Here is a 12,475-nt window from a genome sequence, read left to right on the forward strand (position 1 = left end):
GGTGACGGCCTAGTGACCGTGCCCGTGGGCCGCGGCCGGGTTGCCCGGGGTGGGGGGCTTGATCGGGCAGGTCAGGGCCGTGTTCCAGTTGTGGAAGCGGCCCGCCGGGTTCTTCTTGTACGCCCACATGTGCAGGTCGTAGTGCTTGGGCATGCCCGCCCAGTGGCCCGGCATCGGCCCGTCGAAGGGCAGCCCGAACATGCTCGGCCGGTCGTCGGAGGTCTTCAGGTCCTGGTCCCGGTCGGTGGACATCCACTCCACCGTCTCCAGCCTGCGGCGGCCGTTCTTGTCCTTGTCCCGGCTGTAGAGGAGCGCGGTGGGCCTCGCGGGGTCCTTCGAACCCCAGTTGGCCTGCTTGACGTAGTGGTAGTTCATCGCGCCCACCCCGAACGGGTTGGTCATGCACTCCTGGCCCTTCGGGACGTACCCGTCCTTGATGGCCTGCCGCTCGTCCGCGTACTTGGCGGTCGCCGCCATCGCCGTCGCCATGTCCCGCATGGCCTTCGCGTCGCGCGGGTCGGGCGCGGGCCCCTCGACCGCCTGGGCCGGGGCCACGGCGACCAGACCGAGCGATACGGCGGCCGCGCAGGCCAGGACGGTGTGCAGACGACGGACAAGCATGGCGGCGGCTCCTCGCAGTGGGGGTACGGGGTACGGGTTCCCGCTTCCCATTCGTCCGTCCACCATCCCGGCCCCGCCCGCCGGCCGCACGTGGCGCGCCTCCGAACGGGGGCCGGGGCCGGGGCCGGGGCTCAGCCGCGGGCGGCGTACGCGCGGACGTCCGCGTCCGGGTCCGAGACCGCCGTGGCGAGGGCCGCCCGGGCCTGTGCGGTGTCCCGGTGGGCCAGCAGCGCGAGCACCGCGGCCTTGCGGACATCGGCGTTGGCATCGGCCAGGGTCTTGGCCAGGGCCGGTACGGCCGCCTCCGCGCCGGCCGCCGACAGCCCGGTCGCCGCGCCCGCCCGGACCTGCCAGGCGGCGTCGGCCAGAGCCGCCACCGCGGTACGGGCGTACCCGTCCGGGCAGCCGGTCCGGGCCAGGGCCGCCAACGCCGCCCCCCGCACCAGCGGATCGGCGTCGGCCAGCAGCGGGTCCAACGGGGCAGGCGCCGGGGTGTGCACCGAGGCCAGGCCCTTGGCCACCGCCACCCGGACCTCGCGGGCCGGGTCGGCGGCGGCCGCGGCCAGCTCCCCGGCGGCGTCCACCGAGACCAGCGCCCGCACCGCGTGGATGCGGACCTCCGGGTCGGCGTCGGCCAGCGCGGCGGCGTACAGCTCCACGTCGCCGAGCCGTAGCGCCCGCAGTACTTCGAGCGCGGCCGAGCGCACCGCCGCGTCGGGCACGGCAAGGGCGGCGCGCAGGCCCGCCCCCAGCTCCGGCCCGCCCGGCAGGACCTCCACGAGCTCGCGCAGCGCGGCCGCGGCGGCCGCCCGTACGGCGGGATCCGCGTCCGCGAGCCGTTCGGCCAGCGCGGGGCCGGCGTCGGCCGGTACGGTCTCGCCGAGCGCGGCCACGGCCGCGGCCCGCACCGCCGGATCGGGGTCGGTCAGATACGGCGTGAGCGCGGCCAGGTCGGGCGACGCCTCGGCCAGCGAGAGCAGTTCGAGGATCCGGGGCGAGGCGCCCGGGACGCCGCCGGGCACCGGCGCGGCCTGCCGACCCTGTGGGACCGGCGCGGCCTGCGACACCGACGCGGCCTGCGGATCCGGCGCGGCCTGCGCACGGGCCGCCGGGGCCGCCTCGCGTGCTCCCGCCGTGGCCACCGGGACCAGGTCGACCTCGCCGAGGTGCCGTGAGGGGCCGCCGGCCGGGGCGAACCCGTCGACGGGCACCAGGTACGGCTCCACCGGCCGGGCGGTGAACTCCATCGCCCCCGAAGCCGACTTGCGCAGGTCCAGATGGTGCAGCCAGCCCGTGTCGTCGCGCTCCGGGTGGTCGAGCCGCTCGTGGTAGAGCCCCCAGCGGGACTCGGTACGGGCCAGCGAGGAGCGGGCCGCCATCTCCGCGCAGTCCCGGATGAAGGACACCTCCGCGCACCGCATCAGCTCGTGCGCGGTCCGCGCGCCCATCTCCGCGATCTCGCCGGTCATCCGGTCGAAGGCGGCCACGGCGAGCGAGAGCTTCGCGCCCGTCTTGGGCGGGGCCACGTAGTCGTTCACGAACCGCCGCAGCTTGTACTCCACCTGCGGCTGCGGCGGCCCCTCCGGGTGGCGCAGCGGCCGGTAGATCAGCTCGTGGGCCGCCGCCAGCTGATCGGCCGGCAGCGCGCCCTCGTAGGCCGTGTACCGGGCCGCGTCCCCGCCCGCCAGATCGCCGAAGACGAACGCGCCGATCATGTAGTTGTGCGGTACGGAGGCCAGGTCCCCGGCCGCGTACAGCCGCGGCACCGTGGTGCGGGCGTGGTCGTCCACCCGGACCCCGGACGCCGAGTGGCCGCCGCACAGCCCGATCTCCGAGATGTGCATCTCGATGTCGTGCGTGCGGTAGTCGTGACCGCGGCCCGCGTGGAAGGTGCCGCGCGTCGGCCGTTCGGTGGTGTGCAGGACGGCCTCCAGGGAGGCCACCGACTCCTCCGGGAGGTGGCTGAGCTTGAGGTACACCGGGCCCCGGTCCGAGGCGAGTTCGGCCGCGAACTCCGCCATCATCTGTCCCGACCAGTAGTCGGAGTCGACGAAGCGGTCGCCGTGCCGGTTGACCTGGTAGCCGCCGAAGGGGTTCGCGACGTACGCGCACGCCGGCCCGTTGTAGTCCTTGATCAACGGGTTGATCTGGAAGCACTCGATCCCGGTCAGCGCGGCGCCCGCGTGGTAGGCCATCGCGTAGCCGTCGCCCGCGTTGGTCGGGTTCTCGTACGTGCCGTACAGGTATCCGGAGGCCGGCAGTCCGAGCCGTCCGCACGGGCCGGTCGCCAGGATCACCGCCCCGGCGCGCACGGTCACGAAGGCCCCGGTGCGGGTGTTGAAGGCGGCCGCGCCGATCGCCCGGCCGTCCTCGGGCGAGGTGAGGACCCGCACCGGCATCACCCGGTTCTCGATCCGGATCCGCTCGCGCATCTCGCGGCGCCGCAGCTGCCGGTAGAGGACCTTCTTGACGTCCTTGCCCTCGGGCATGGGCAGGACGTAGGAGCCCGAACGGTGGACCTGACGCACCGCGTACTCGCCGTGCTCGTCCTTCTCGAACTTCACCCCGTACGACTCCAGGCGCTGCACCATCGCGAACCCGCGGGTGGCGGTCTGGCGGACCGTGGACTGGTCGACGATGCCGTCGTTGGCGCGGGTGATCTCGGCGACGTAGTCGTCGGGCTCCGCGCGACCCGGGACGACGGCGTTGTTGACCCCGTCCATGCCCATGGCGAGCGCCCCGGAGTGGCGCACGTGCGCCTTCTCCAGGAGCAGGACCCGCGCTCCCCGTTCCGCGGCGGTCAGCGCCGCCATCGTGCCGGCGGTGCCGCCGCCGATGACCAGGACGTCGCAGGAGAGTTCCTCGGCGTCGCCGATGGCGGGGATGTCCATCGCCGGGATGTCCATGGTGCGGCCCTTCAGAGTGAGTTGATGATCTGCTGCCGGAGCCCGGCGTTCGAGGCCACGCGGTCGCGCGGTCGCGGTACGGGGACCACCCGCGCGGCGGCGAGCAGTGCGACGCGGTCGCCGAGGAACAGCGCCTCGTCCACGTCGTGGGTGACGAAGACGACGCTCGCGCCGGTGCCCTTGAGGACGTCCACGAGGAGGTCCTGCATCTCGGCGCGGGTCTGGGCGTCGAGTGCCCCGAAGGGTTCGTCCATCAGGACGGCGCGCGGGCGCGCGGCGAGGGCGCGGGCCAGCTGCACGCGCTGGCGTTGCCCGCCCGAGAGCTGGTGCGGGAACTTGTGCGCGTGCTCCTCCAGGCCGACCCGCTCCAGCCACTGATCGGCGATCCGCCGGCGGGCCCGCCGGGCGGCACGGGACAGGCCGAACACGGCGGAGCGGCGGCCCCGGCCGGGCACCGCGTCCTGCCCGTCCGGTCCGGAGCCGTCGGACGGCCGTCCCGCGCCCTGCTCCTCGGGCGGGCCCCACGAGCGCGCGACGGCGAGCGGGAGTTCGACATTGGCCCGCACGGTGCGCCAGGGGAGCAGGGCGTCGTCCTGGAAGACCAGGGCCCGGTCGGCGTCCGGGCCGCGGACCGGGGCGCCGTCCTGTTCCACCACGCCGTCGAGCGGCGGCAGCAGCCCCGCGAGGGTGCGCAGGAGCGTGGACTTGCCGCAGCCGGACGGGCCCACGACGGCGAGCACCTCCCCGGGTTCGACCGTCAGGTCGACCCCGTCGAGCACCGCGTTCCCGCTGTGCCCCAGCCGTACGCCGCGCAGCGCGAGCCGTGCCCCGTGCGGCGCGGGGTGCGTCGCGGCGCCGGGACCGGTCCGGGCATCCGCCTGGGTCAGGCTCATGAGGTCACCTCTCGGGTCTGCTCGGGGAAGGTCCCCGCTCCGCGATGCGGGCCGTTCGCGCCGCCACGGGCCGTGGCTGTGGCCGTGGCCGGCAGCGGGGCCCGGGGTGATCGGCCGGGGGCCCGCCCCGTACGGGTGCGGGTGGCGGCGGACGCCGCCGAGCCGGAGGTCTCGCGTGCCGGGAGCCATCGCGTCAGGCGCCGGCCCGCCCGCTCCACCGCGGTGGAGGTCAGCCAGCCCAACGCGCCGATGGTGACCATGCCGACGAGGACGCCGGGGTAGTCGATCACCGTGTAGTCCTGCCAGGTCCGGTAGCCGACCCCGTACTCGCCGGAGATCATCTCGGCCGAGATCACACAGATCCAGGCCACCCCGATCCCGACCGACAGGCCCCCGAAGATGCCCGGCAGGGCCCCCGGCAGCACCACCGAGAAGAGGATCCGGGCCCGCCCGCCGCCCATGGTCAGGACCGCCTCCTCCCACACCGGGGTCAGCGCCCCCACCGCGTGCCGCGTCGAGACCAGCACCGGGAAGAAGGCGGCCGTGCAGGTGATGAACACGATCCCCTGCTCGTTGGAGGGGAACAGCAGGATCGCCACCGGGACCAGCGCGATCGCCGGGACCGGACGCAGCACCTCCAGCAGCGGGCCCAGCACGTCGGCCGCGATCCGGGACCGGGCGATCGCCGTACCCACCGCCACGCCCAGGACCGCGGCGAGCGCGAAGCCCGTCACGATCCGGCGCAAGCTGGAGGCCAGGTCCTGCCAGAAGGGTCCGGTCCCGGCCCGCTCGGCGAACGCCTCGGCCACCTCGCCGACCGTCGGGAACTGCTCGAAGCGCAGCCACAGGTTCACGTCCAGCGAGGTCAACCCCTGCCATACGAGCAGGGCCGCGCCGAGCGAGGCCGCCCGCAGCAACCAGCGGCCGCCCGTCATGACGCCAGGGCTCCGGCCTCGGCGAAGCTCACGATCCGCGCCCCTGATCCCTGGTGCGCGGCCACGTACGCCTGCGCGCCTGCGGGCGTGACGAAGGCCCGCAGCTCCGGCCCCTCGGCGACCCACACCGCCTTGTCCGCGAACCAGAGCGTGCCGGTCACCGCGTCCGGCACGTACGCCGCCCGGACGTCCGCGCCGCGAGCCGCCTTCAGCAGCTCGCGCGGCGAATCGAAGGACGTCGTGCGGGCCTGCCCCTTCAGCCACAGCTCGGGGCGGGCGGCCACCGCCCGGGGGTAGGGCTCCGTCCCCGTTCCGGCCGCCGTCACCCGCGCCAGCGGCGCCGGGTCCACGAAGGCGTCCACGTCCACGTCACCGACCAGCTTGGCGTCCTTCAGCACCGGAACGTCCTGCTTCAGCGCCTCGATCAGCTCCGGGCGCAGGGCCGGGTCGAAGGTCGCGATGCCGTTCGCCCCGTTGTAGAGGTACACCACCTCCGCCGGCAGTCCGGTCTCCTTCGCCACCGACTCGGCGGCCGCGACCGGCTCCGTACGCAGGTGGTCGGTGGCCCGGCGCTGGGCCCGCAGGAAGTCGTCCAGGACGCCGGCCCGCTCCGTGGCGAACTTCTCCCGCACGGTGACCCCGTGGAAGGTCGGCACGTTCAACTCGGCGCCGTCGTAAAGGGCCTTGGCGCGGCCCTCGTACGCCAGCTGCCCCGGCCAGGCCACGAACTGCGAGAGTGCGTCGACACTGCCCGCCTGGAGGGCCGAAGCGCCCACGCTGGGTTGCTGGTTGAGCTTCTCGATCCCGCTGGACGGATCGATCCCGGCGCGCCGCAGGGCCCGTACCAGGGTTCCGTCGGCCGCCGATCCGACGCTCGTCGAGACCTTTTTGCCGCGCAGGTCGGCCAGCGACTCCAGCTTCGAATCCGGTGCGGTGACCATGGTGTTGAGCCCGCCGCGCAGGTTGTAGCCGGTCACGGAGACCAGGCGGGTGGGCTGCTTCAGCTCCTTGCCGCGCACCGCGTTGATGAGGAGCGGGAAGTCGCCCATCGAGCCGATGTCGATCTTGCCGGCGGTCATCTGCGCGGTGATGGGGGCGCCGGTGGCGTAGTCCTGCCAGTCCACCTTGTAGGTGACGCCGTCCTTCCGGCCGCGCGCGGCGAGCTCCTCCTCGAAGTAGCCGAGGGAGCGCAGCAGGGTGCCGGCGGTGACGGTGTTGATGGTCTTGGACTGGTAGCCGACGGTCACCGTGACCGTCCTGGAGTCGGCGGCCCCCGCCGAGCCCGAGCAGGCCGTGGCCACGGCGGCGAGGAGCAGGGCGAGCGCGGCGGGCGCCAGCGCCTTCGGACGCGTCGTGCGCATGGGGGAGGTGCCTTTCACCGGAGCAGGTAGGGCATGTTGACGGTGACCGCGCCGGTGGGACAGCGGGCGGCGCACGGGCCGCAGTACCAGCACTCGTCGACGTGCATGTAGGCCTTGCCGTCGTCCTCGCGGATCGCGAGCGAGTCGAGCGGACACATGTCGACGCAGAGCGTGCAGCCGTCGATGCACAGGGACTCGTCGATGGTCACGGGCACGTCGCCGCGCTGGGGGACCACAGGCATGGCTGTCTCCAGGAAGGTGGGTACGCAGAAGGTCGGAAGGTCGGAAGGTCGGAGGCCAGAGGTCGGCGGGAGGCGGTCAGAGGCGGCGACGCAGCAGGCCGCTCATGGTGATCCGGTCGCCGCGGAAGCGAATGAACTCCAGGTCCACGGGGCGGCCGTCGCCCAGGTGGGTGAGGCGCTCCAGCATCAGGACGGCCGCCCCGCGCGGGGCCTGGAGGACGGCGGCGGAGTGCGCGTCGGCGTTGACGGCCTCGAGGGTGATCTCGGCGTGGCCGAGCGGCTGCCCGGTCAGCTGCTCAAGGAGCCGGAAGACGTCGGTGTTCTCCAGGTCGCAGCCCAGCAGTCCGGCGCCGATGTCCATCGGGATGTAGGTGAGGTCGAGGGAGAGCGGCAGCCCGTTCAGGTGCCGAAGCCGTTCGATGTAGAGCACGTCCGCGTGCTCGGGCAGGCCGAGTCGCCCGGCGACCGGGGCGGGGGCGCGGACGGGGCCGACCGTGCGGACCTCGTTGGTCACCCGGCCGTGCTCGTTCAGGGTCTCGGCCAGGCCTTGCAGGCGGTCCAGGCCGTGCGGGTACTTCTCGCAGACCACGACGGTGCCCAGGCCCGGGCGGCGCTCCACGAGCCGCTCGCCGCGCAGCAGGTCGAGGGCCTGGCGGACGGTGTTGCGGCCGGCGCCGTAGGAGGCGGCGAGTTCGCCTTCCAGGGGGAGGATCCCGCCGGGGTGGCCGCCCGCCAGGACCTGGTGGCGCAGCAGGTCGGCGAGCTGCCGCGCCTGGTCCGCGCGCAGTCGCCGGCGGCGCGCGGCGGCGACCGGGACGGTGTGCGTGGCGGTTCGTTCGGCTGGCATGGCAGGGAACGTACCGGCGGCCCGGCGCCGGTGGTGTTGCCGCAGTGTTGCGCCACTCGGCGGCGCTTACGCAGGGCTGTGACCTGCGGTTTCGGCGGGGTGGTGGAAAGATCCGCCACCCCGCCGACCGAGGGGTGGACTAGCGCGATCCCACGATGCGGCCGACGACCTCGCCGAGGCCGACCCGCGTGCCGTCCGGGCCGGGGGCCCAGGCGGTCAGGGTGACGGTGTCCCCGTCCTCCAGGAAGGTGCGCTTGCCGTCGGTGAGCTCGATGGCGTCGCGGCCGTTCCAGGTGAGCTCCAGCAGCGAGCCGCGCTGGCCGACCTCGGGACCGCTGACGGTGCCGGAGCCGAAGACGTCACCGGTGCGCAGGGAGGCGCCGTTGACGGTCATGTGGGCGAGCTGCTGGGCGGCCGTCCAGTACATGGTGGCGAAGGGCGGCTGCGCCACCTCCTGCCCGTTGATCGAGACGGTGATGCGCAGGTCGAAGCCGCCGGGGCGGTCGAGGGCGGCGTCGTCCAGGTAGGGCAGGAGCGGGAAGTCGCGGGCGGGCGGTGCGACCCGGGCGGCGTCCAGGGCCTCCAGCGGGGTGACCCAGGCGGAGACGGAGGTGGCGAAGGACTTGCCGAGGAACGGGCCGAGCGGCACGTACTCCCAGGCCTGGATGTCCCGCGCCGACCAGTCGTTGAGCAGGAACAGCCCGAAGACGTGGTCCTCGAACGCGCCCAGCGGCACCGGCGTGCCCAGCTCGGAGGGGGCGCCGACGACGAAGCCGACCTCGGCCTCGATGTCGAGCTTCACCGAGGGACCGAAGACGGGTGCCGGGTCGCCGGGCGCCTTGCGCTGACCGGAGGGGCGCACCACATCGGTGCCGGAGACCACGAGGGTGCCGGAGCGGCCGTGGTAGCCGATCGGGAGGTGCTTCCAGTTGGGGGTCAGCGCGTCGCCGTTCGGGCGGAACATCTTGCCGACGTTGGTGGCGTGGTGCTCGCTCGCGTAGAAGTCGACGTAGTCGGCGACCTCGTACGGCAGGTGCAGGGTGACCTCGTCGAGCGGCAGCAGGTGCGGCTCGACGGTGGGGCGGTGGCCGGGGTCGGTCACCCAGGCGGTCAGCGCGCGGCGGACATCGCGCCAGGCGGTGCGGCCGGCGGCCAGCAGCGGGTTGAGGGAGGCCTGCCCGAGCAGCCCGGCGTACGGGGAGCCGAGCGCGGCCGCGGCCGCCCCCGCGTCGAGCGCGTGTCCGCCGATGCGCACACCGATCCGGCGGCGGCCTTCCGCGGCGGTCGAGAAGACGCCGTAGGGGAGGTTGTGCGGCCCGAACGGGTCGCCCTCGGGGACATCGAGGGGGCTCTGCTGGGGCATGGGGTACTGCCTCGCTTTCGACGCGGTCCGGGGGTGTCCCGGTAGACACGGTGCGGGACACGCTACTCAGGATCCCGCAGGAAAGCGCGAGTACCCGGTCGGATATGAAACACACCCCAGGACGACGGCCATGGTCAGGTATCCACAGTTCCGGTCATATCTGATCTTTTGGTGCGTGCTGTCGATCGAGGGCCTTACCGTCGGGGTTGTGCACTTCCCTGCCCTTCCCCTGTCCCGCTCGACACTGGAGCGCGCAAAGTGACGGATGGGGCGTGCGGGAGGCCGGATTCGGGCTCAATTTGTAGGACTTGTCCAAAGGGGTCCGTATCCTAGGCGCCGTGACTTCCGCCCCGCCTCCGGCCCTTCCCTACGCCTTGATCGCCACAGATCTGGACGGGACTCTGCTGCAAGCCGGGGACACCGTCTCCGCCCGCTCGTACGAGGCGCTCGCGACGGCGCGCGCGGCCGGTGCCCAGCACATCATCGTCACCGGACGCCCTGTCCCCCAGGTCCGACACGTCCTGGACCGGCTCGGCTACACCGGGCTCGCGGTGTGCGGGCAGGGCGCGCAGGTGTACGACGCGGCGCGCGGGCGCCTGCTGCACTCCGTCTCCATGGACCGGGAGCTGGCCGAGGTGGCCCTCGGCAAGATCGAGGCGGAGATCGGCGAGGTCTACGCGGCCGTCAACCAGGAGGGCGTGGACGCGGAGATGCTGATAGGGCCGGGCTACCGGATGTGGCACCCCCACCTGCCGACGGTCCGCGTCCCCCGGCGCTGCGACCTGTGGTCGGCGCCGATCAACAAAGTGCTGCTCCAGCACCCGGAACTGGACGACGACGAACTGACCCGGGTGGCGCGGTCGGTCGTCGGCCACCTGGTGAACGTCACGATGGCGGGCGAGCACACGGTGGAACTCCAACCGCCGGGCATCGACAAGGCCAGCGGGCTCGCGCGGGCGGCGGACATCCTCGGCGCCTCCCCGTCCGCGACGATCGCCTTCGGGGACATGCCGAACGACATCCCGATGTTCGCGTGGGCCGCCCACGGGGTGGCGATGGCCAACTCCCACGACGAGCTGGTGGCGGTGGCCGACGAGATCACCCTCTCGAACGAGGCGGACGGCATCGCGGTGGTCCTGGAGCGGTTGTTCGGCTAGAGCCGTTTCCCGGGCCCTGCCCACCCCCGCGCCTCAAACGCCGGCGAGGCTGGGTCTTCAGCCCCGCCGGCGTTTGAGGCGCGGGGTCCGGGGCGGAGCCCCGGGGCCGCCCGCCAGGGCGGATCCGCTCAGCCCGCCGCCCGCGGCAGCCTCCGCTCCCACGTCCGGTGGAAGACCACCTCGTCCCCCTCCCGGCACACCACCTCGTTCGACGTCAGGAAGCCGCCCTCGTCGCAGACGATCTCCGACCGCGTCTCCACCCGCGCGTCCCAGCCCAGTTCCGGCCGGTGCAGCCGGATCCGCCAGCGCGAGGACGTGCGTGCCGACAGCGCGTCCGCGTCCTGGATCTCGTACACCTCCTCCGCGTCCTCGGAGTACTCCAGCCCGTCCGGGAACACCCGCGTGCCCCCGTACCGGGGGTCCACCTCCAGCCGCCACGTCCCGCGCGCCACGTCCCGTACGACCAGCCGCTCCGGGCGCGGTTCGTCCAGCGTCGCCGGGAAGACCACCCCCAGCGGCTCCGCCTGCTCCGGGGCCTCGAAGACGATCCCGCCGTCCGCCGCCGAGCCGGCCCGCACCGGCAGGGTCAGCGCGCTGCCCGCCGGATCCAGGGTCCAGCCGGCCTCGGAACCGGCCCGCGGCCAGATCCACGGCCAGTACGCGGAGGACACGGCGAGGCGGATCCGGTGCCCCGGCGCGAAGGCGTGGCCGATGCCGTTCAGCTCGAAGGTGACGTCCTCGTACGAGCCCACCGGCCAGGGCAGCGCCCGGTCCCGGCCCCGGCGCGCGGAGAGGTTCAGCGCGCCCCGCGTGACCAGCGTCGAGGAACCGTCCGGGGCGACGTCGCAGAGCCGGGCGACCACCTGCCCGTACGGCACGTCGAGCCGCAGCCGCAGGGTCACCGACGGCCGCCCCAGGATCTCCACCGGCTCCTCGCGCCCCACCGGGAACTCGAAGCAGGCCGACTTCGCGTCCTCCTCCCGCTGGTCCGGCGGCAGGTCGGCCTCGTTGCCGAAGGGGAAGAACCGGCCCGCGTCCAGCCCGGTGTGCTGCGGGGAGGCGACGTCCACGGGCGCGCCCTGGAACACGTACGGGACGGGGATGACGGACGCGGAGGGCCAGGACTTCTCGCCCACCCAGCGGCCCGGGAGCTCGTCGTACACCGTCGCCGGCGGGTGCGAGTCGCTGATCCAGGTGCGCAGCAGCGGCTCGTCCATCACCCCGTTGTCCGCCCCCTTCAGCCAGTGGTCCCACCAGCGCAGCGTCTCCTGGAGGAAGCCGATCGCCGGTCCCGGCGGCAGGCCGCGGTCCGGGTACTGGTGCGACCAGGGCCCGATCAGGCCCCGTACGCGGGCGGCCGGCAGGTGTTCGGCCAGCCGCAGCACGGTGTCCCGGTACGGGTCGTGCCAGCCGCCGACCGCGAGTACGGCCGCGCGGATCGCCGCGTAGTCCTCGCAGACGCTCCCGTGGCGCCAGTAGGCATCGCGCGTCTGGTGGGAGAGCCAGGTGTGGACGAGGGGTTCCACCGCCTCCAGCCGGTCCAGCCACCGCGCGCGCCAGTCGTCGCCGACGAACTCCGGGTCCGGCGGCCGGGAGGCGAAGGCCAGCATGGTCGCCGCCCACGCGTGCATGTCCACGGCGAGCACCGAGCCGCCCATGTAGTGCACGTCGTTGTCGTACCGGTCGTCCGTCGAGCAGACGGTGACGATCGCCTTCAGCGGCTCGGGGGCCAGCGCCGCGATCTGCAGGGAATTGAATCCGCCCCACGAGATGCCGAACATCCCCACGGACCCCGTGCACCACGGCTGCGCCGCCAGCCACTCCACCACCGCGACCCCGTCCGCCAGCTCGCGGGCGTCGTACTCGTCGCCCGGCCGGCCGCCGCTGCAGCCGTGCCCGCGCACGTCCACCCGTACGGAGGCGTAGCCGTGGCCCGCGTACCAGGGGTGGCGCTGCGCGTCGCGCGGGGCGGTCCAGTCGGTGAGCCGGTAGGGGAGGTACTCCAGCAGGGCCGGCACCGGCTCGTCCGTCACCGGACGCCAGATCCGCGCGTACAGCTCGACGCCGTCGGGCAGCGGGATCCGGACATCCTCGTGGGTGGTCCCGTACGGGAAGTCGGTACGGATGATCATCTGGTCTCAGCCGCCAAT

10 protein-coding genes are annotated in these 12,475 nt (G+C 73.7%); 1 reads left to right on the plus strand and 9 read right to left on the minus strand.

Going from position 1 to position 12,475, the window contains the following annotated elements; genetic code table 11:
* Positions 1–9 precede the first annotated feature (9 nt).
* The 8 genes from BCL76_RS05695 to fahA form a co-directional block, all read right to left on the minus strand.
* The gene (locus BCL76_RS05695; protein ID WP_109778458.1) at positions 10–621 is read right to left on the minus strand and encodes a hypothetical protein; all 612 of its coding nucleotides are present in this window, start codon (positions 619–621) and stop codon (positions 10–12) included.
* A 131-nt stretch (positions 622–752) separates the two neighbouring features.
* Positions 753–3,512, minus strand: coding sequence for a fumarate reductase/succinate dehydrogenase flavoprotein subunit (locus tag BCL76_RS05700; protein WP_109778872.1), 2,760 nt, complete (start codon positions 3,510–3,512; stop codon positions 753–755).
* A gap of 26 nt (positions 3,513–3,538) precedes the next feature.
* The gene (locus tag BCL76_RS05705; protein ID WP_181382449.1) at positions 3,539–4,420 is read right to left on the minus strand and encodes an ABC transporter ATP-binding protein; all 882 of its coding nucleotides are present in this window, start codon (positions 4,418–4,420) and stop codon (positions 3,539–3,541) included.
* Entirely contained in the window at positions 4,417–5,355 is a 939-nt protein-coding gene (locus BCL76_RS05710) for an ABC transporter permease (RefSeq protein ID WP_109778460.1), read from the minus strand. The genes BCL76_RS05705 and BCL76_RS05710 overlap by 4 nt, the downstream gene beginning before the upstream one ends.
* Complete coding sequence (locus tag BCL76_RS05715) at positions 5,352–6,716, minus strand: ABC transporter substrate-binding protein (protein WP_109778461.1); 1,365 nt, start codon at positions 6,714–6,716, stop codon at positions 5,352–5,354. The genes BCL76_RS05710 and BCL76_RS05715 overlap by 4 nt, the downstream gene beginning before the upstream one ends.
* Positions 6,717–6,730: 14 nt before the next feature.
* Positions 6,731–6,958: a 4Fe-4S dicluster domain-containing protein gene (locus tag BCL76_RS05720; RefSeq protein ID WP_109778462.1), complete on the minus strand. Its 228-nt coding sequence runs from the start codon at positions 6,956–6,958 to the stop codon at positions 6,731–6,733.
* A 76-nt stretch (positions 6,959–7,034) separates the two neighbouring features.
* Positions 7,035–7,805 (minus strand): GntR family transcriptional regulator, encoded by a 771-nt coding sequence (locus tag BCL76_RS05725; RefSeq protein WP_109778463.1) that lies wholly within the window; start codon positions 7,803–7,805, stop codon positions 7,035–7,037.
* Between the two features lie 139 nt (positions 7,806–7,944).
* Complete coding sequence (gene fahA, locus BCL76_RS05730) at positions 7,945–9,168, minus strand: fumarylacetoacetase (protein WP_109778464.1); 1,224 nt, start codon at positions 9,166–9,168, stop codon at positions 7,945–7,947.
* A 338-nt stretch (positions 9,169–9,506) separates the two neighbouring features.
* On the opposite strand from fahA, the gene BCL76_RS05735 reads away from it, so the two are divergent.
* Positions 9,507–10,325 carry an HAD family hydrolase gene (locus BCL76_RS05735; RefSeq protein ID WP_109778465.1) on the plus strand — a complete coding sequence of 273 codons (819 nt, stop codon included), beginning with the start codon at positions 9,507–9,509 and terminating at the stop codon, positions 10,323–10,325.
* A 128-nt stretch (positions 10,326–10,453) separates the two neighbouring features.
* On the opposite strand, the gene BCL76_RS05740 is transcribed toward BCL76_RS05735, so the two are convergent.
* Positions 10,454–12,457 (minus strand): CocE/NonD family hydrolase, encoded by a 2,004-nt coding sequence (locus BCL76_RS05740; protein ID WP_109778466.1) that lies wholly within the window; start codon positions 12,455–12,457, stop codon positions 10,454–10,456.
* Positions 12,458–12,475: the final 18 nt, after the last annotated feature.

This window comes from Streptomyces sp. CG 926, assembly GCF_003148825.1.
Lineage (GTDB): Bacteria > Actinomycetota > Actinomycetes > Streptomycetales > Streptomycetaceae > Streptomyces.